This is a genomic window from Deltaproteobacteria bacterium (assembly GCA_016177765.1).
GTDB lineage: Bacteria > UBA10199 > UBA10199 > JACPAL01 > JACOUP01 > JACOUP01.
In genome coordinates this window covers 112,934-131,578 of the sequence record JACOUP010000003.1, presented here as the reverse complement: position 1 = coordinate 131,578, position 18,645 = coordinate 112,934, and the positions used below count along the sequence as shown (strand labels likewise).

General features: G+C 51.5%; 16 protein-coding genes. 3 read left to right on the top strand and 13 right to left on the bottom strand.

The window, feature by feature from the left end; translation table 11 throughout:
- Nucleotides 1–42: 42 nt before the first annotated feature.
- The 5 genes from HYS22_02050 to HYS22_02030 all read right to left on the bottom strand — a co-directional run bounded on the left by HYS22_02050 (nucleotide 43) and on the right by HYS22_02030 (nucleotide 5,984).
- Nucleotides 43–2,934: a hypothetical protein gene (locus tag HYS22_02050; GenBank protein MBI1908935.1), complete on the bottom strand. Its 2,892-nt coding sequence runs from the start codon at nucleotides 2,932–2,934 to the stop codon at nucleotides 43–45.
- Between the two features lie 201 nt (nucleotides 2,935–3,135).
- Complete coding sequence (gene murJ / locus HYS22_02045; protein ID MBI1908934.1) at nucleotides 3,136–4,692, bottom strand: murein biosynthesis integral membrane protein MurJ; 1,557 nt, start codon at nucleotides 4,690–4,692, stop codon at nucleotides 3,136–3,138.
- Between the two features lie 35 nt (nucleotides 4,693–4,727).
- Nucleotides 4,728–5,162: a hypothetical protein gene (locus tag HYS22_02040; protein ID MBI1908933.1), complete on the bottom strand. Its 435-nt coding sequence runs from the start codon at nucleotides 5,160–5,162 to the stop codon at nucleotides 4,728–4,730.
- Nucleotides 5,159–5,491, bottom strand: coding sequence for a hypothetical protein (locus HYS22_02035; GenBank protein ID MBI1908932.1), 333 nt, complete (start codon nucleotides 5,489–5,491; stop codon nucleotides 5,159–5,161). Before HYS22_02035 ends, HYS22_02040 begins: the two co-directional genes overlap by 4 nt.
- Nucleotides 5,475–5,984: a hypothetical protein gene (locus HYS22_02030; protein MBI1908931.1), complete on the bottom strand. Its 510-nt coding sequence runs from the start codon at nucleotides 5,982–5,984 to the stop codon at nucleotides 5,475–5,477. The genes HYS22_02035 and HYS22_02030 overlap by 17 nt, the downstream gene beginning before the upstream one ends.
- A gap of 58 nt (nucleotides 5,985–6,042) precedes the next feature.
- Here HYS22_02030 and rpsT point away from each other — a divergent pair, with 58 nt between their 5' ends.
- Nucleotides 6,043–6,348, top strand: a complete 306-nt coding sequence (gene rpsT / locus HYS22_02025) for a 30S ribosomal protein S20 (GenBank protein MBI1908930.1) — start codon at nucleotides 6,043–6,045, stop codon at nucleotides 6,346–6,348.
- A gap of 5 nt (nucleotides 6,349–6,353) precedes the next feature.
- Here rpsT and holA read toward each other — a convergent pair whose 3' ends face one another.
- The 3 genes from holA to HYS22_02010 all read right to left on the bottom strand — a co-directional run bounded on the left by holA (nucleotide 6,354) and on the right by HYS22_02010 (nucleotide 10,539).
- The gene (holA, locus tag HYS22_02020; GenBank protein ID MBI1908929.1) at nucleotides 6,354–7,217 is read right to left on the bottom strand and encodes a DNA polymerase III subunit delta; all 864 of its coding nucleotides are present in this window, start codon (nucleotides 7,215–7,217) and stop codon (nucleotides 6,354–6,356) included.
- Between the two features lie 60 nt (nucleotides 7,218–7,277).
- Nucleotides 7,278–9,683, bottom strand: coding sequence for a leucine--tRNA ligase (locus tag HYS22_02015; GenBank protein MBI1908928.1), 2,406 nt, complete (start codon nucleotides 9,681–9,683; stop codon nucleotides 7,278–7,280).
- A gap of 115 nt (nucleotides 9,684–9,798) precedes the next feature.
- Nucleotides 9,799–10,539 carry a tryptophan synthase subunit alpha gene (locus tag HYS22_02010; GenBank protein ID MBI1908927.1) on the bottom strand — a complete coding sequence of 247 codons (741 nt, stop codon included), beginning with the start codon at nucleotides 10,537–10,539 and terminating at the stop codon, nucleotides 9,799–9,801.
- A 284-nt stretch (nucleotides 10,540–10,823) separates the two neighbouring features.
- Here HYS22_02010 and HYS22_02005 point away from each other — a divergent pair, with 284 nt between their 5' ends.
- A complete protein-coding gene (locus HYS22_02005) occupies nucleotides 10,824–11,900 on the top strand; it encodes a putative metal-binding motif-containing protein (GenBank protein MBI1908926.1) in 1,077 nt (358 codons plus the stop codon).
- Nucleotides 11,901–11,938: 38 nt separating this feature from the next.
- Nucleotides 11,939–14,104: a hypothetical protein gene (locus HYS22_02000; GenBank protein MBI1908925.1), complete on the top strand. Its 2,166-nt coding sequence runs from the start codon at nucleotides 11,939–11,941 to the stop codon at nucleotides 14,102–14,104.
- 72 nt (nucleotides 14,105–14,176) lie between these two features.
- On the opposite strand, the gene HYS22_01995 is transcribed toward HYS22_02000, so the two are convergent.
- The 5 genes from HYS22_01995 to HYS22_01975 form a co-directional block, all read right to left on the bottom strand.
- On the bottom strand, nucleotides 14,177–14,929 hold the full coding sequence (locus HYS22_01995) for a nucleotidyl transferase AbiEii/AbiGii toxin family protein (protein ID MBI1908924.1): 753 nt from the start codon (nucleotides 14,927–14,929) through the stop codon (nucleotides 14,177–14,179).
- Nucleotides 14,916–15,533, bottom strand: a complete 618-nt coding sequence (locus HYS22_01990; GenBank protein MBI1908923.1) for a hypothetical protein — start codon at nucleotides 15,531–15,533, stop codon at nucleotides 14,916–14,918. The genes HYS22_01995 and HYS22_01990 overlap by 14 nt, the downstream gene beginning before the upstream one ends.
- 50 nt (nucleotides 15,534–15,583) lie before the next feature.
- Nucleotides 15,584–16,708 carry a (E)-4-hydroxy-3-methylbut-2-enyl-diphosphate synthase gene (ispG, locus tag HYS22_01985; GenBank protein ID MBI1908922.1) on the bottom strand — a complete coding sequence of 375 codons (1,125 nt, stop codon included), beginning with the start codon at nucleotides 16,706–16,708 and terminating at the stop codon, nucleotides 15,584–15,586.
- 140 nt (nucleotides 16,709–16,848) lie between these two features.
- A complete protein-coding gene (trpB, locus tag HYS22_01980) occupies nucleotides 16,849–18,021 on the bottom strand; it encodes a tryptophan synthase subunit beta (protein ID MBI1908921.1) in 1,173 nt (390 codons plus the stop codon).
- Entirely contained in the window at nucleotides 18,008–18,625 is a 618-nt protein-coding gene (locus tag HYS22_01975; protein ID MBI1908920.1) for a phosphoribosylanthranilate isomerase, read from the bottom strand. Before HYS22_01975 ends, trpB begins: the two co-directional genes overlap by 14 nt.
- Between the last annotated feature and the right edge of the window lie 20 nt (nucleotides 18,626–18,645).

Here is an 18,645-nt window from a genome sequence, read left to right as displayed (position 1 = left end):
AAACCCTACCTTTTTGGCGAACACTGTCAAGCGGTGAATTGTTTACTGTTCTGGAATAAGGCTACAGCCGCCGCCGCCCCCCAGTTTCATCAATTCGGCGTCCAGTTGAATCGGCTGGATGAGGCTTGTCCCGTCCGGCAATTTGGCCGTATAGACAAGATCAGCGACATAAGTGGGTTCTTTGGCATTCATCGGCACAAGACCACAGGTGATCTTCACCTCAAAGGGATCGGAGGGGGTCACCTCGGAAGACTTGGTTTTGACAACCAGGGCCCCATCTTCTCCCATCGTCCCGAAGGCGGAGAGGGCTGATTTGAAATCCTGGCTTCGAACCTTGGCCGCCAGAACCCTTCCCTCCTGGGGAACCGCCTCGAGTTTCCACTCGCGTGTCCTGTCAATCTCTCCCAGATAAGGGCCGCTCATCTGGGTGAGTGTGGAATCGATAACGGCATCCTTCTTGATTGCCAGCGCCTTGAGCTCAGGATTGTCGACCTTATCGACCGGAATAGCGATGGTGACCTCTTCCCCCTGGATACAGCTTTTTTTGATCGGTTCCAGGGTAATGACCTGATCCTTCAGAGGAGGTGGCAATACAGAGGCTGGAGGGGGTGGCGGGAGGGTTGTCTCGCCATAAGGACCTGGCACCGTTCCGCCTGCTGAACCACCTGGACAGGAAACCTGCAGGAAAGAGACCTCAAGGGTTGGCGGCACAGCGACCGTATCGGTCGACTCAACCCGGTAATCTCCTCCACTGCCGCTAAACCGGGAAGCAACGGCCGTTGCCCCACCTGTCAGATAACCGATGCCGATCCCGGAACCGACCGGCCCTGCATCCAGATCCCGCACAATCTTGCCGGCGGGAACAGGATGGGAAAGAACCTGATCCGATCGGAACACACCGCTTGAATCCGGATAAAAGATCTGGATCGACCCTGTGCTGTTCGAAGCCGAAGTGGTCGGATCCACGACGTACAAAACCAGATCGTCCCGCCCGTCCCGGTTCAAGTCCGCCACCGCTACAAAACCGACACCGCCGGGGATCTCCAGAGAGCTGACCTCCCCTTTCAAAAGGCGATCCTCTGCGGGGGAATAACTGATCGGGACCGTGTAGAGATAACTCTTCCGGGTGGTATTGTCATTGGTCACAACCACAACCCGGCTCCCCGTAACAGCCATCCGCCGAGGGGTGCCAACGGTATCGATCTCCAAAAAGCGGGAAACCGGCTCACCCTGAAAAAAATGAGGGCCTGTGCCAACATAAATGAGTTGTACCTTCTGATTTTGCAGATTCCTTGTGAGGGTTATGAGGAAATCCCCTCCGGCCCCTGAAACCGACATTTTTGCAAAATCGTAAATCTTGTCGTTATTCTGGGACAGAAGGGTCATCGTCTTTGGTTGTTCAGACCCCCCAGGGTGAGGCACCCTGCCGACTAAGACAGTCCCGGATTCCCAGGCCGCCGCATATTCACTCTCTCCCGCGTCCCCTATCTCCAAACCGGTCATAAAAGCAGGATGACTGGTCACGGATGGAAAATTCTGCGGGGAAAAATTGTACTCCGGTGAAAAGGCGCTGAACAAATAATACGGGGTCATCGTCAGAAGGTCGATCTCCGGATCGTTTTGTAAAAAATCCCCGAGGGTGAAAAGATGGATATCCGCCTCCGTTTGCGTGGAACCGACAGGCCCGCTCGTGGCGGTCATGCCCCGGTAGGCCTGGAACAGTCCTTCCGGATTGATCCTAAACCACGAAATTGAACCCTGTGAAGGGATCCCATCCACCCAAACCCCTTCGTGAACCGCCACTTGATCGATCCCCTGCCCCGAAGTCACCAAGGTTTCCTGAAAAACAGGCGGAGCGCCGCCAACGCAGAAGGAACCGACCGGCATAGAGGTCGGTTGACTGGCGGGGGCACAGGTCTCCGGATAGGCGGTATCACAGGTCGGTTGTGAGGTTGGCTGGGAATCGGCCCCTTGAGCATGGCACGCCGGAGGGTCGCCCGGGCTCCCGGTACATACCGGTGGGGGAGTGGTTGTGGAAACACCCCCGGAGCCGCCCCCTGTCGTTGTCGTCCCTCCCCCTGTACCACCGGCCATCGTCGTCCCGCCCGTCTCGATCAGAAAATTTCTGCCTCCCCCTTCGTAGATAGCCCCTCCGGTTGAAGCGGGGGGAGGAGTGGTCGTTGTTCCACCCGTATTGACTGTGGTCACGATGTCGGAAATCCGGTTGTCGCCGGAGGTCAGGAAATCGGCAACGGTGTCAACCACCGTATTAAAGATGTTGCCCACACCCTCGGTAATCCGGTCTACGATTGATCCATTGACGTTGATGGCACCGGCCGCCACTCCGGATGCGGGAGGTGCGGTGGTCACAATATTTGCCGCGGGGATATTCTGGATTGTTGATGTCACCGATGGGGGGATTATAACCGTTGTGGCACCCCCGCCGGCCGGAATCGTGACCGTGGGAGGAACCAAAACAGAACCCGGTGCCGCCATCGTCGCCCCGCCGGGAATCACTATCGCCGAGGGTGTGGGAGGAGGCGTGGTGGTAACAATATTGGCCGCGGGGATATCCCGAATGGTCATGCCTGTTGCGGGAGTTGACGAGGTCACCGTATTAATCCTTATCTCACCCTGTGAACTCTGGACTTTATCGGTGTTGGTTCTGTTGGTGTTGCCCAAGAGCTTCAAGGTGGTAGCCCCACTGGCGGTGGTAGCACCACTGACAGTAACCGACGGTCGGGAATTGGACGTTGCCACCGGTGGCGCCGCCTGATTGATCCTCATCCCGGAGGAACCAACTCTTGTTGCCGACGAAGAGGAAGAATTAACCCTCGCCCCCGGTGAGATCATCTGTGAAAAGGCGCTCCCCCCATAAAGGGGCACGAGGCCCAGTATAATAAGGAGGGGGGATCTGAGGAGAAATCGCTTCATCACCTCCATTATCATGCAAGGGGGGTGCCAATCTGATCCTTCGGATCATCCGTACCGGGTACACTTATAACTTATTGAAAATAAAGGGACATGGTGTCCGCCAAAGGACGGATCAGCCTCCGGCTGAAGCGACAGTCGAACCCAAAATCCCTCTCAAAATGAGAAAATTTCTCAAAATGAGAATTAAATTGAGAACACTCTTTAGGGATGGGCTTTGTGGGTAAAAACCTGGATCAGCTCTCCCAACTCCTTGGCCCTCAAGAGCCAGGAAGAAACGAGGAAGAGGGCGATGCCGGCGATGATCAGAGAAAAGAGGTAGAGACTGCTCTTCCAGAGAGACAATGCGGGCGGATAGTAATGAAGAATAACCCAGAGAAAAACGGCCATCACCACTGAGGCCACTAGTTGTTTGATGAGCGATCCGACCACACTCTTTAGTCCCAGCAGACCCACCTTTTTCCGGAACTCGTAGAGTTGCATCCCAAAATTAAAAAGGGCCGAAAGGCTCAAGGCCAGGGCGAGCCCGTTGTGGGCCCATGGTTTCAGAAATAAAAGTGAAAGAATAATATTCACCACCACCGCCCAGTTCGCAATTCGCACCGGAGTCCGGGCATCCTGAAGGGAATAAAAGGCGTTGGAGGTCATTCTGACCCCGGCAATGAAAGGAAGACCAAGGGCAAAGAGTTGGAGCGCCGTCACCGTATGATGGCTCGATTCTGCGGTGAAACGACCATGCTCAAAGAGAATTTTGACAATCGGGTGTGACAAAATAAACAATCCAAAGGTCGCCGGGATCGTAATAAAAAAGATGAGGCGGAGGCCGTAGTTGAAGGTCTCTTTCAATTTTCCCATTTGCTTTTCAGCGGCGTAGTCGGAAAGGGTTGGGAGGATCGCTGTGGCCATCGCGATCCCGAAGACACCGACCGGAAACTCCATCACCCGGTCGGCATACCAAAGGTAGGAGACAGATCCGGACGGAAGAAAAGAGGCGAGCAGTGTGATGATCACCACATTAAACTGATAGGCGGCCGCCCCGTAGGCCGAAGGGAGCATCAGCCGCGCCATCTTGTTCACGGAAGGGTGTTTGAGGTTCCAGTGCCACTTGGGGAAAAACTGATGGCGACGTAGGGCGGGAATCTGAATTGCTACCTGCAGGAGTCCCCCCAGAAGAACGCCAATGGCAAGCCCCACCACGGGAGGGTCGAACCACCGGACAAAGAAGAGAGCCCCGGCAATAATCCCCAAATTCATCAGCACCGGTCCTGCCGCGGGAGCGGCAAAATGTTTGAGGGAATTTAAAATCCCCATCCCAACCGCCGCGAGGGAGACAACCACCAAATAAGGAAACATGATCCGGTTCAGATAAACCGTCAGATTGAATTTCTCCGGATCGCTGACAAAACCATAGGCGATCAGCTTCACAATCCATGGTGAAAATAGGATCCCCAGGATCGAAACAAGGGAAAGGACAACAACGGCCAGACTGAAGAGGGTGTTGACCGTCTCACGAGCCTCCTCCCTGGATTTTTTGAGAGACTCCGTAAAGATCGGGACAAAGGAAACGGTCATCGCCCCTTCCGCAAAGAGCCGCCGAAAGAGGTTCGGGATCCGGAAGGCGACAAAAAAGGCGTCTGCCGCCAATTTTGTCCCAAAGACATTGGCAATGGCCATGTCCCGGAGGAGTCCAAAGATACGGGAAATGAGGGTGAAAAAGCCGACCGTCCCTGTCCTTCTAGCCACCAAACGGTTTTCAGACATAATTTTCCGATAGTGGATTAGTGATACAGACCTACCTAAGAAGCAATAAGTTTTACATCAACTTCTAGAGGTACACGCGCAACTTCAATCCACTTGTTATCTGATTCCAGTGACACCATAAAACAGAAAAGACCAGAGGCACTTTTAGGTATGGGAAGTCCTTCTAATCGAACCAACGTCCTGCATCGGTGACTCTCCGTCAGGTTAATATCTATATTGGCGGTACCAACAACATTGCTATTTGGTGCTTCTATTTTTAACTGACCTTTGCCCCTTATCCCCTTTTCTCCTTGATCACGGTACCAAAGACTTACTATCTCTATTTTTCCTGGATAGATCACCCCCTTTACTTCTTCAGGAGAAGGTGGAATTTTAATGTTCAACTGTTCAAGGGCATCCAATGAAATATTATTGGTTTCTCTATCTATAATGCTTTTTTCGCAGACAACGGTCCAAACGTGATTAATCATTTAAGCCCTCTCCACTGAGGAAAAACCTGATCCAATCGAGAATATCGGACCCAACCTTTGTCAGGAACCCGCATGTCAACTGGCGTCATACGTTGAGAGTCAACTACCTTCGGGTCTCTAATTTGAACTTGAAAGACCCTACCTACCACATCATTTGCCATATCCCAAGGCTTCTTCTCCACACCGCGAGATTGCAAAATAGAGCTGGCGATTTTCTGCAACTGGAGAAGTATCCTGAATTTCTCTTCGATCGGAAGACGGGCTAGTTCTTTACGACATTCTTTTTTAGCCTTAAAAATCTTCTCAATCCGTTTATTCTTCCTCGCCAATTATTTTCTCCCACCTTTCTTTAAGTTTGTACTTAGTCAAAATTGCGAGAAGCTTCTTTTGATCAAATTCCACTTCCGCCTCCAACAACTGCCCTATTCTCGCCCTGTCTTTTGGACGATTAGTATCTAGCATAATAGCTACAAGATGTTCAATGCTTATAACCCTAATTTGAGTCCCCTGGAAGTCTCTTGCTGTTGCCTCCTTGACTCCTTCTTCCCAAAGGGCCTTACCATCTGCTGGAAGAAATTGGACGCGAAGCCCTTCAATTATAAAGTGTTCGCCTTTTAGTGTATATCCTTTTTTTTGGAGGGCTTCGTAGACACGCGGTAAATCAATAAAATGTCCTTTCGTTGGCAAATAGGCGAATATATCTACATCATCAGTTAACGTGGGCTCGGAGTAAAATAAGAGGGCCATTGCTCCCCCTAAGGCATGGCCTTTAATAATGCCTTCCTGTTCTAGATCATTAAGAACCCTAAGCATTCTTTCCATGATCAGCCCTCCTTTTCCATTGACATAAAACCTTTCTTCACTATACTCCGCCGCCACTATGGCTGAAGCGGCCCAAGGCACTGCCAAAAAACGGAACGTCCCGAAGGGGAGACACCTCTCCCAGATTAAACGCCAGCGCCAAGATGTCAAACGGGCGGTGCGAAATCTCGCGGTGAGTTCCTTCATCAAGACGTCCGTTAAAAAAGTCCGCCAGGCGATCCAAAAAAAGGATAAGAAAGCGGCCCTGGAACAACTCCGGAATGTGACCTCGGTCCTTTACAAGGCCGCCTCCAGGGGGGTTATCCATTCACGCAACGCCTCCCGCCGTGTCGCCCGTCTCTCGCAAACCATCGCCAGTTTGTAACAAAATCAAAGTACCACTCCCTTGATAAAGTTCTGCGCCAGGATCTCCGCCGGAAGGGATGAGGTCTTGAACAACCGGTCGGTTTGAAAAAGAAGATCCAGCACCATTCGACACCTCTCCTTTGAGAACCGTTCTGACTGATCCTGATAGTTTTTAACAAAATAGGGAGGGATCCCCAAAATTTTCCCGATTTCGCCGGATTCCTTCCCCTTCAACTCCTGAAGGTTGAGCAAAATCTTGAAGTGTCGATAGATCATGGAGACCAGGAGCGGAAAATTTTCACGGGCCGCGAGCCCTTTTTTTAGGAGTTTGAGACACCGCCCGACCTCTTTCTGCCCCAAGGCATCGGTTAAGTCAAAAACCGTTTTTGAAGAGATGTCGGCCAGGACCTCAAGCTCCTCCTGGCTGATCTTCTTTTTCTCAGGAAAAGAAAGGGAGAGCCTCTCCAGGGAAAGGGAGAGAACCCCAAGATCCTCCCCCACAAGCCCTACCAGAGAAACAGCCGTATCGAAGGAAAGGTCCAGGCCGAATCTTTTCCCTTCCGCCATTACCCAGGAGGGGATTTCACGGCGGAAGGGGGGCTTGATTTCCTCAAATCGGGAAATTTTCATCAGGGACTGCCAAAACCCTTGACGCTTGTCGATCTTCCCGGCCAAAAAAATGAATTCCGTGGCGGGGTTCGCCTTCGGGAGGTAGGCGAGCAGTTTCTCCATCTCCTCTTTTCTGAGTTCCTCGGCATGGCGGATCACAATGAGCCGCTTGGAGGCAAAAAGCGAAACGGTCTCACCGGCCCTGAAAATCTCGTCAGTCTTGGTTTCCTTGCCATCAAAGGCGTCAACAGTCTCTGAAGAAACGGACTTCTCTCCCATTCGTTTCTTAAAGGCCCTTTCAAGAAGCAGGGACGATTCGCTTAGGAAAAATAGAATCATTCAGATCACCAGATTCACAAGCCGCCCCGGGACGTAAACCATTTTTTTGACCGCGGCCCCTTGCAGATGTTTTTGGATCTTTTCATCTTTCAAAACCTGCTCCCGGACCTGTTTTTCCGACAGGTTTGGCGTGCAAACGATTTGACCCCGGAGTTTTCCATTCACCTGAACCACAATTGTGACTTCATCGGTTAAGAGCTTTTTTTCATCGTAGCCGGGCCAACCGGCATTGGCGAGCGATTCTTTATGCCCCAACATCTGCCAAAGTTCCTCCGCAATATGCGGCGAAAAGGGATTTAAAAGAAGGACCATCGCCTCCAAGGATTCTTGAGAAGCCCCCTTTGGGTTCGCTGAAAGAAAATTATAAAACTCCATCAGGGCGGCGATCGCGGTGTTGAACTGAAAACGATTGAGGTCGTCGGTGACTTTTTTAATCGTCTTATGCCGGAGCCGGTCCTCTTCCTCACTCCCACTCCCTTTTGAATCTTCGCCGACAAGCTTCCAAACTCTTTTGAGAAACCGATACGCCCCTTCAACCCCCTGATCATTCCAATCGAGGTCCTTCTCCGGTGGCGCGGCAAAGAGCGAAAAGAGGCGCGCCGTATCGGCCCCGTACCGTTCGATCAGGTAGTTCGGGTCGACCACATTCCCCTTCGACTTGCTCATCTTGGAGCCGTCCTTGATCACCATCCCTTGAGTCAAAAGATTCTTGAAAGGTTCTGGGATCTCTTGATAACCAAGGTCCCTCAAAACCTTGGTAAAAAATCGGGCATAGAGGAGGTGGAGCACGGCATGTTCGATCCCACCGATGTATTGATCGACCGGCATCCAATAAGAAACCGCTTCCTTATTAAAAGGGGCCTTTTCGTCACGGGGGGAACAGTACCGGAAGAAATACCAGGACGATTCTACGAAGGTGTCCATGGTATCGGTTTCCCGTCTCGCTTTTTTCGAGCATTGAGGGCATTTTGCCTCGATAAATTTTTTCACCTTTAGAAGAGGGGACCCTCCCTCCCCCGTTAACGCAACATCGGTCGGCAAACGGACAGGGAGATCTTTTTCTGGGACAGGGACAACCCCACATTGATCACAATGGATCATCGGGATCGGCGTCCCCCAATACCGTTGTCGCGAAATTCCCCAATCACGGAGTTTATAGGTGACCTTCTCCTTCCCTAATTTTTTTTGATCCAGATGCCGGATAATTTCTTTTTTGGCCTTCTCGCTCGGCAGACCGGTGAATGGGCCGGAGTCGACGAGGGTTCCTTCCCCCTCATAGGCTTCAGTTATCCCCTCACCCCCACCCTGAATCACCACCTTAATCGGCAAATTGTATTTTTTTGCAAACTCAAAATCCCTCTGGTCATGGGCCGGGACTGCCATCACCGCCCCTGTCCCGTATTCCATCAGGACAAAGTTGGCGGCGTAGACAGGGATCTTTTCGCCTGTTGCCGGGTTGATACAGTAGGCCCCGGTAAAGACCCCCTCCTTTTCATAAGAGCCTTCGATCCGTTGTGTCCTGTCGATCTTTGAAGCCTTCTCGGCAAACTCTCGGACCTCTTTTTCATGAGGGGTCTCGTGAGAGAGCTTGAGTGTCAACGGGTGTTCCGCCGCCAAGGAAAGAAAGGTCGCCCCAAAAAGTGTGTCGGGACGTGTCGTAAAGACTTCAATAAAACCCTCTCCCTCAACCTTAAATTTTATCATCGCCCCTTCACTCCTCCCGATCCATTCCTTTTGCATCGTCAAGACCCGTTCCGGCCAGCCTGTTTCAGGCAAGCCTTCTCTTAATTTTTCAAGGTCCGCCAACAACTCTTCGGCATAAGCGGTGATCCTAAAGAACCACTGATCCAAGAGACGCATCCTGACGGTGGAGGAACAGCGCCAGCAGACCCCTTTCTCCACCTGTTCATTGGCCAAAACAGTCTGACACTGGTCACACCAGTTAACCTGCGACTGTTTTCGATAGGCGAGCCCTCTTTCCACCATCTGGATAAAAATCTTCTGCTCCCACCGGTAATAATTGGGGTGACAGGTTGCGAGCTCCCGATCCCAATCGTAGGAGAGCCCCATCTTCTTCAGTTGCCCCCGCATGTAAGTCATGTTCGCATCGGTCCATTGTTTGGGATGACTCTTGTTCTCAATCGCCGCATTCTCCGCCGGCAGACCGAAGGCGTCCCACCCCATCGGGTGAAGGACATTAAACCCCTGCATCCGCTTGAATCGGGCGACCGCATCCCCGATGGCGTAGTTGCGCACATGCCCCATATGGATCCGTCCCGAAGGGTACGGGAACATCTCCAAGCAATAATATTTTTTCCTGGATCGGTCTTCGGTCACCTTAAAAGAACGGTTTTTATCCCAGAAAGACTGCCACTTGGACTCGATCGACTTTGGGTCGTAAGACATTGTACCTGCTCAAGCCCAACGAATGAATTCGTGGGCTAATTTTTCAAATTCCTTCCGGAATTCCAGAGGAATTTATATTTATTAGCCGCCGAATTTATTCGGTCGGCGTTTCAATCTACACAGCCCTGCGGAAATTCGCCACCATTTTTTGGGCCGCAGCAACCGAACCGTGTGTTCGATGAACAAGGTTCACCAACGCGCTCCCGACCACCACCCCATCCGCCAGGCGAGCCATTTTCTTTGCCTGTTCGGGTCGGGTAATACCGAAACCGATCACCACCGGCAGATGGCTTTGTCTCTTGATCTTCTGGATCTGCCGGCGAATCGCCCCTTCCCCCTTCAACGAGGCGCCGGTAATACCGGTCACTGAGACAAAATAGATAAAGCCGCGCGCCTTCCGGCAGACAATCTTGATTCTTTCCGTAGAACTGGTCGGGGCCAGCAGATAGACAAGAACAATCCCAACCTTTTTCAACTCACGATCTAATTCAAACGATTCTTCCGGCGGGAGATCAACCACCAAAATCGCATCGACCCCTGAACGCCTGGCCTCTTTGGCAAACCTTCTGAGACCAAAGTGGTAGAGTGGGTTGTAGTACCCCATCAGGAGGAGGGGAACAGAACTTTTCTTGCGGATCGACCGGACCAACGCCAAGACCTTTTCCAGCGTGACCCCTTTTTTGAGGGCCCTTTCGGAAGCGGCCTGGATCACCGGACCGTCGGCCATCGGGTCGGAGAATGGAACCCCCAACTCTACAATAGTCGCACCGGCCTCCTCTGCCATCAACACCAGTTTTTCGGTGATTGTGAGACTGGGGTCCCCGGCGGTAAAAAATGGGATGAGGGCCTTTTTCATTGGCAGGCAAACTAACCAATCCGCTCCGACAAAACAAGACGAAGTTTGGGTACCGGGTACCTTTTGGCCAAAAGGTACCCGGTACCGTAACGAAAGAAGTTGTCAAAATTCCGACGCCTCTTTCTCAATTTGAGAAATCTTATCTCTTGGTGCCTGGCACCACGAGGGTCATTTGTGCCAGGCACGCGTGTAACCTATCAAAATTAAAAAGATGTTTTTGTGACAGGACAGGGATGTTTTGGCATGAAGCTTGCTTTAAGTTATATTACCAAGGAGATCACTCTATGAAACAACCGGTAAGAAGCCTCTTTTTCCTCCTCCCCCTTCTCTGCTTCTTCCTTTACTGGACTGGGTGTGATGGCAGTAAGGAAGAGACAAAGCCTGAGGATAAAAAAGAAGAAAAAAAGGGGGATGAAACAACCCCTCCCCCCGGCACCCAACAACCGGGCAACGGGACCCAACAGGCCTTCCAGTACTTTGCCGATAAAGACGGGGATGGGTTTGGTGACCCCTTATCCCCTCTCGATTCAAAAGAGGGAACCCCCCCGGCCGGTTATGTCGCCAACAAGACTGATTGTAACGATAATGATAAAACAGTAAACCCCGGGAGCACAAAATGGGAAAATGACGACGGATTCAAGGATTTTAACTGCGATGGGGTCTACTATTGGCTCCCCCTCAAGAAGACAGAGTTTCATCAACAAGTCGGTCTGTTCAACGGACGTTCCGTGTATGCCAATGGGGTCGTTGAAACGACATGGGATCAGGAGAGGAGGCTCCTCACCTCTATCGGTAAAATTGTAATCCCCCTCAGACAAGGGCCACCCGTTCCGGCACTCTCCTCCAGAGTCACCGGATCCTTGGAATCCCTTTATAACAACAAAGGGGGAATCCTGACCTATAAAGAACATGAGAAAGGTCTCAATTCACCGGTAACCTCTTCCAGAGAATGGACCTACGATGACAAGGGAAATAAGTTGACCTACAAGGAACATAGTGGAGACCTCAACTCATCGTTAACCTCTTCCAGCGAATGGACCTACGATGACAAGGGAAATAAGTTGACCTACAAGGAACATAGTGGAGACCTCGCCTCACCGGTAACCTGTGGAGACCTCGCCTCACCGGTAACCTATTCCAGAGAATGGACCTACGATGACAAGGGGAGGCCGTTGACCCACAAGTGGCATAGTGGAGACCTCGCCTCACCGGTAACCTATTCCAGAGAATGGACCTACGATGACAAGGGAAAACCGTTGACCTACAAGGGGCATGGTGGAGACCTCAATTCACAGGTCACCATCTTGGAAGAGGATTACACCCCGATCCAGCAACCTTTGAGTCTCGATGACTCACTGTAGTAAAATAAGGGCGTTTGACGTAAAATACCTACTTAGCGATGGCCCCCATTTCTTACAGACAGTTCTCCCCCGAACTCCGCCGGCTCTTTGAATCGCTCGATCGCTACGGGCTCGGGAAGGAACCGGATGGGGAGATTGATGAGTTGAAGTTGGCAGAGATGGAAGGACGTCTGGAAAAAGAGAAAGGGATCGGTTTTTTTGTCAGCCAGAACCGCGATACCTTTGAAAGATTTGATGAACTCCCCGCCCCCCAACGGCGGGAGATGGTCCGGACGCTCCAAAGTTATCTGAGCCAACTCAAACCCTCCCCTCCCATGGAACTACTTCCGGCTGGGGCGACGCTGGATCAGGTTACCAGCAAACCGTGCACCACCTCGGCCGGTCTGATTATCCAGCCGGGGCTCTATCCCCACGACTGGAGCGTAACCGAGGGAGGAACCCTTCAGGATAATAACGGGACGATGCTGGTCACCCAAGGAACACTCCGCAGTGACGGGGAACAACCACTCCTTGAAAATGGTGAGTTGGTGGAGGAACAATTTTCCCTCCAGGTGGAAAAAGCTGCCCTTTCGCGCGACGGGGCGAGGCCCGAGGGAACGGTTCAATTAACGACCTCATCGGGGAGCTTCACCCTGGTTTCCAATAAAAGTTTCCGCGTGATCCCCGGTCCTGATGGTTACCCTGTGGTGACAACCAGTCAAAGGCTTCTCATCCAACCGGCAGAGAGAGAGGACAATTCTCTCTTTGTCGAAAATGGAGACGTTGTCCTGATCGACCCGGACCGGTTCGGTTTTTCCCCCCGCTCACGCTTCGGCTTTGGCGAGCCCCCTGCCGGCAACGGGGAGGATATCGCCAAGAGTTACGGGATATTCACTGTCTCCAAGCCTACCTTCTTTTCCTTTGGGGAGATGACCCCCGGTGCCATCCGGCCCAGAGATTATCAAGCAAGTACTATTGAAATCCTCGCTAGAGAAAATAACTACGCTATCGAGCCGAGACTCAAATTCAGCCTGCGGGAAGGGAATAACGTTATGGTAGAACTACAAAACCCCACCTTTGATTCCATTTATGCAGATACCCCGGGGGGAACCCAGCTCACCTTGAAACAATTTGGGGGGAGTCTTTCCCTGGAAACCAACGTCGTCGAACGATTTTACTCGGAGATACAACTCCCCCAAACAAGAGACGATGGGAAGATCACCGTCGGGGTTTATGGAGAAACCGTCGATGGCGGCCAGAACTACCTCCCCTTTACCGGTAACAGAATCCTCTTTCCTGTTGCAGTAGAATTTGCACGGTCTCAGGAAGGATGGGTCTTGAACCAAGGGCGCCTCGATTTCTTTGAACCGCAGGGGGACGGCGGTTCCATGAACTTCTGGCCTCCAGATGAGACTATGCCTCACAATTATTTCAATCTCTCCGACTATCATGAGGGGAAACCAATCCCCCTTAATGCACAGCAGAATTTTTTCTCGGACTTTATCAGCCTGGCCGAGGCCCGAGGGGATACTGAGGAAATCATCCGCTTGGTCCTTCTCTCCCGAAATCCGGAGTACATGAAAAGGTGCATTCAAACAACCAATGAAAAAGGGGTTCCCGTCCTTCAGCCCAAGGATCAGTACCTCCTCGCCAAGGCCTACTTTCAAAAGACAGGGCATTCCTTCGATAATTCAACCCTATTGGAAGATCTTGCCTCGCACCTCTTTGCCGATAACGGGGAAGATACGGAAGGGATGGTCAATGCCCTCTTGGAAATGGGGGAGGCGGAACAAGACCTCTTCCGCTTTGCCCTTCAAGAAGGCAAACCAGATATTGCCAGGAGGTTTTCCGGGGACAATCCGGAAAATCTAGCCGATCTCAAATCCGCTGATGGAGATCCTGAAGGGGCGATTACCGACTACCTTCGCCTCGGAAAAGTCGAAGCCGCCGCCCTCACCGCCATCAACGATCTTAAAGATCCGGAAAGGGGTGTCAGGATTTATGAGGACGCCACTCTTTATGAACAGGCGGCGGACCTCCAGAATGACCAAGCCTTCGCCATTCAGATGCAAACCAAGAGAGGGGTCCCGGCAAAGGAACTAGAAGAACGGGCCGCTAAAATAAAGGAATGGCAGGATAAGGCGTTGGCAAACTACCGGAGGGTTTCGCCCGAGAGGGCGGACCTCTATCTTGAAACTCTGCGTCAAGAGGCAATCAGGAAGTAAGCCTTCCGGGCAATCGGGCGATCAACCTCCTGCTTCAGACGAGGAATGATCTCTCCCCCATGGCGGTGCCTGCTAGATGGCCACTTGATCCATCATCTGCGTCAGAGCAATCGTGATTTTTTTGTCGAGGCCCAATAGCTGATGGGTATCTAACGAATCTCGAAGTTCATTTTCGAGATCGGCGGGTGTCAGAGTCTTTAATTCCGAGGCTAACAATTGCCAAAACTCTTCAAGGCTCATCTTTTTGGGGAGCGATCTTCCGGACATCCGCTTGGCGTAATGAACATCTTGCAAACGGCCTTGTAATAGATCCAGGTTGGGAGTGATGTTCAGATTCTTGTAGATAAAATAGGCATCGTACAAATCACGCATGAGACGCCGTTCATTCCAAGCGGCCAGTTTGTGAGCCAGCATCACATCAAACCGCATGACACGGATAATTTGGGGGGATTGTTGGAACTGCAGTGCAAAATCCCCCGTTGTCAGCGGCTCTGTTTCGCAATGATTCGAAACATTGACTTCAAGTTGCGTTCGAAAGGTCCCGAACTCATTTTTTAGGGTGACATCAAATTGCGCGTTGGTAGAATGCAAACGATGTTGCACGGTCACCTCTTCCAGCTCCTTTAATACTTCCAAAACTAGCGGCACGATCTCCTTCTTGGATTTGAACGGAACGAAAATATAGTCGAGATCGTTTGTGGTGCGCGGGCAATCGAGAAGCCTCAGTACCATCCCTCCTTTAAGAATGGCGTGCTCTCCCAGCTGTTTCCCCAGATGATTGATGATCAAGACACGCAACGATTCGTCAGATTTAACGGTATCCATCCAGAACTCCTTGGACAAATGTCCTAAATTTTGGATTTTTGTATCGGCCCAAATACCGCCGCAGTTTTTTTTGATTCAAGCGATCAATCTGAATATCCGAATAGAGATTAAATGAAAATTTGTGCCCCTTTTGATAAAAGTAAAGGGTGTCCAAAAATGCTTTTTCTGCATCGGCATACCGAATGCCGTTTGTTCCCATTTCATATCCAAACCACATTTTCAAGCCGCTCCCTGCAAATCCCAAATGCACCACCTGCCCCAATGGAGATTTATAAATCCGTGTCTTGCCGATTTTCACCGCGTAGACCGCTTTCTGCGGGATCGATCCGATGAGCCTCTCTTTTGCAAGCACCGATCCAAAGCTGATGGCAGAGTCGGGACAAATTCGCTGGGAGAGATCGTCCAAATCAAAATTTTGGGTAACATAGATCCCACGGCAAAAACGGTTTAGAATTTTTTCTTTCAAAAAAGGTTTCAGTTTTTGTTGGACCTCGACCTCCCTTTTTGCCAACAACAGATTGCTCAAGTCACTAACGGTAAAAATCCCGCGATGTTTTGGAATGAGAGATTGCAGGGCCAAGAATATTTTGGCATCTATCTTCATAAAGACAGATATTATTATATTTTAATACTATCTGTCAATATGAAATGGAGCTACTTTTGTTGGGCAATCAGCCGGTCAACTTCCTGCTTCAGACGAGGAATAATCTCTTCGTAAGAATAAGTTCCTATTAATTCATCCTTCTTTTTGAGATTCACCACCGTCGGGGCGCACCAGAGGCCGAGGTCGGCGTCATCCGTCTCCCCCGGGCCGTTCACACGACACCCCATGATGGCAATCGTGAGCCGGTGTTCCTTCGCATACTGGGTCATCTCCCTCACCTTGATCGCCAGATCGACAAATTTTTCGTTTTCGACACGTGAGCAAGAGGGACAGGAAATGATATTCAGCTTTTTATCCCCAAAATCGGGGACCGATCGAAAACGGCCATGCTCGATATCATCCAAAATCTGCCGACCGACCCTGATCTCCTCCCCCTTGTTATCAAAAGGGACTGTTAAAGAAACGCGAATCGTGTCGCCGATCCCCTGACTGATCAACTGTTCAAAGGCAACACGCGTCTTGATGACCCCTTCCGGCGGGAGGCCCGCTTCGGTGACCCCCAAATGCAACGGCACGTCCGGCCGCAACGCGGCAAATTTTTTATTGATATCGATCACCTTCTTGGGGTCAGAATCTTTGAGAGAGACACAGTAGTTTGTAAAACCCAAGTCATCTAAAAGCTTGCAGTGGTAGGCAGCCGATTGAATCATCGCTTCTTCTTCTGTCGGGTATTTGGCCAAAAAGTCCGGCGCGACGGAACCGCAGTTCACACCGATCCGGATCGCGAGATCATGCTTCCCCGCAATCGCCGCAATCCAGGCGACTTTTTGTTCGACCGTTTTGTCTTTCTCAATATGGTGAAGGTGTCCCGGGTTATAACGGATCTTGTGGACATAGGGGGCAACCGGCTCCGCCAATTTCCAATTTTCCTGAAGGTCGACCGAGAGCGGTTTGTCGGTCTCTCTGCTGATCTCGGAGAGCGCCTCCAGATCCCGCATGTTGTCGATCGCAATCCGTATGAGATCCGCCCCCGCCTTCTCCAGGATCTTCACCTGACGAAGGGTCGCCGGAATATCGGTTGTTTTGGTGGCTGCCATCGACTGGACGGCGATCGGGTTCTTCCCGCCAATCTTTAAATTTTTGATCCGGATTTCGCGTGTCTTTCGCTGTTTCATAAATCCCCGGTAAACTCCCCCCTCCCTTGATGGGAGGGGACTAAGGGGAGGGTGACCACAGGACCACCCTCTCCTTTATCCTCCCCCCTCAAGGGGGAGGAGAGAATCTCTTTGATTAATGTCAGAACCGGGGCTAGTTTTCAAGTGGTTTTATGGTGGACAATCGTCCCCAAATCCTTATCCCCCCGGCCGGAGAGGTTGATAACGATCGTCTTGGTCTTCGGAAGACGACGGGCCAGTTTCATCGCATAGGCAATAGCATGGGCCGATTCGAGTGCCGGGATGATCCCCTCCTCTTCCGTCAAAAGATGAAACGCCGCGAGGGCCTCTTTGTCGGTGACGGCAACGTACTGAACCCTCCGGGTATCCTTTAAATAGCTGTGTTCGGGACCAACCCCTGGATAATCAAGCCCGGCAGAGATGGAATGGGTCTCGGTCACCTGACCAAACCGGTCCTGAAGGAGATACGACTTGGAACCATGGAGGATCCCGACGGATCCCGCCACCAGCGTCGCCGCATGACGGCCCGAAGAAAGACCACTGCCAGCCGCCTCCACACCGATCATCCGAACCCGCCTGTCCTGCAAGAAAGGATAAAAAAGCCCCATCGCGTTGGAGCCACCACCGACAGAGGCAACAAGATAATCAGGTCGCTTCAGCGCCTGTTGTTTGACCTCACGACCGATGACCGATTGAAAATCCCGGACCATCATCGGGTACGGGTGCGGTCCCGCCACCGAACCGATGCAATAATAGGTGGTCTCGATGTTCGTGATCCAATCCCGAAGCGCCTCATTCAGGGCATCCTTTAAGGTCTTTGACCCGGATTGGACCGGAATAACTTTTGCTCCAAGTAACTTCATTCGAAAAACATTCGGCTCCTGGCGTTTGATATCTTCCGAACCCATGTAGACGACACACTCTTGGCCCAACAACGCCGCCATCGTGGCGGTCGCCACTCCATGCTGACCGGCCCCCGTCTCCGCGATGACCCGCTTCTTCCCCATCCTTCTCGCCAAGAGAGACTGGCCCAAGGTGTTGTTGATCTTATGGGCCCCGGTATGACAAAGGTCCTCCCGTTTTAAATAAAGGCGGGCCCCTTTTGCTTTTTGGGTCAATCGTTCGGCATAGTAGAGCGGCGTCGGCCGGCCAACATAATGTTTTTGATAATAGAGAAGCTCCTCCTTAAAGGACCGGGAAGAAACAATCTTGCGATAAGCCGCTTCCAACCCCTTCAAGGCCGGCATCAAGGTCTCGGCGACATAGCGGCCGCCGTAAATACCGAAATGCCCGTGCTTATCAGGTAGTCGCACCTTTCGCCTTTCTTAAAAATTCTTCCAGTTTGTAATGATCCTTTCTGCCCGGTTTCTCCTCCACACCGGAGCAGACATCAATACCATACGGTTTGACGGTGGCAATTGCCATCTCAACATTCTCCGGCCTCAACCCACCCGCCAAAATGATACGTCCTTTTTCTTTTACACGGGCCGCCAGATCCCAATGGGCCGTCACCCCTGTCCCCCCCCACATCTTTTGAACATACGCATCGATCAGAAAGGCATCCGGCTTGTACTTCCCGATCAATTCCAGCGTCTGCTCATCCTTCAAACGGAACGCCTTCCAGTAAGGGGTCGCAAACTGTTCACAATAGTAAGGGGTCTCATCTCCGTGAAACTGGAGAAAATCGAGGGAGAGAAACTGGGAGATCCCCTTGACCGCCTCTTCTTTCTCATTCACAAAAACACCGACCTTGGCGACCGCCGGGGGAAGATCTTCCAGGATTTCCAAAACCCTCTCGGGATCGATATAACGAGGGCTGTCTTTGTAAAAATTAAACCCAACGGCATCGGCGCCGAATTCAACCGCATCGAGCGCGTCATCGAGATTGGTAATGCCGCAAACCTTGACGAAGATCATAGTTGTGTTCAGACCTCACC

What these genes read in the sequence shown, in the direction of transcription:
- HYS22_02050 (MBI1908935.1), bottom strand. Translation starts at nt 2,934, where the DNA reads ATGAAGCGATTTCTCCTCAGATCCCCCCTCCTTATTATACTGGGCCTC.
- murJ (MBI1908934.1), bottom strand. Translation starts at nt 4,692, where the DNA reads ATGTCTGAAAACCGTTTGGTGGCTAGAAGGACAGGGACGGTCGGCTTT.
- HYS22_02040 (MBI1908933.1), bottom strand. Translation starts at nt 5,162, where the DNA reads ATGATTAATCACGTTTGGACCGTTGTCTGCGAAAAAAGCATTATAGAT.
- HYS22_02030 (MBI1908931.1), bottom strand. Translation starts at nt 5,984, where the DNA reads ATGGAAAGAATGCTTAGGGTTCTTAATGATCTAGAACAGGAAGGCATT.
- rpsT (MBI1908930.1), top strand. Translation starts at nt 6,043, where the DNA reads ATGGCTGAAGCGGCCCAAGGCACTGCCAAAAAACGGAACGTCCCGAAG.
- holA (MBI1908929.1), bottom strand. Translation starts at nt 7,217, where the DNA reads ATGGGAGAGAAGTCCGTTTCTTCAGAGACTGTTGACGCCTTTGATGGC.
- HYS22_02015 (MBI1908928.1), bottom strand. Translation starts at nt 9,683, where the DNA reads ATGTCTTACGACCCAAAGTCGATCGAGTCCAAGTGGCAGTCTTTCTGG.
- HYS22_02010 (MBI1908927.1), bottom strand. Translation starts at nt 10,539, where the DNA reads ATGAAAAAGGCCCTCATCCCATTTTTTACCGCCGGGGACCCCAGTCTC.
- HYS22_02005 (MBI1908926.1), top strand. Translation starts at nt 10,824, where the DNA reads ATGAAACAACCGGTAAGAAGCCTCTTTTTCCTCCTCCCCCTTCTCTGC.
- HYS22_02000 (MBI1908925.1), top strand. Translation starts at nt 11,939, where the DNA reads ATGGCCCCCATTTCTTACAGACAGTTCTCCCCCGAACTCCGCCGGCTC.
- HYS22_01995 (MBI1908924.1), bottom strand. Translation starts at nt 14,929, where the DNA reads ATGGATACCGTTAAATCTGACGAATCGTTGCGTGTCTTGATCATCAAT.
- HYS22_01990 (MBI1908923.1), bottom strand. Translation starts at nt 15,533, where the DNA reads ATGAAGATAGATGCCAAAATATTCTTGGCCCTGCAATCTCTCATTCCA.
- ispG (MBI1908922.1), bottom strand. Translation starts at nt 16,708, where the DNA reads ATGAAACAGCGAAAGACACGCGAAATCCGGATCAAAAATTTAAAGATT.
- HYS22_01975 (MBI1908920.1), bottom strand. Translation starts at nt 18,625, where the DNA reads ATGATCTTCGTCAAGGTTTGCGGCATTACCAATCTCGATGACGCGCTC.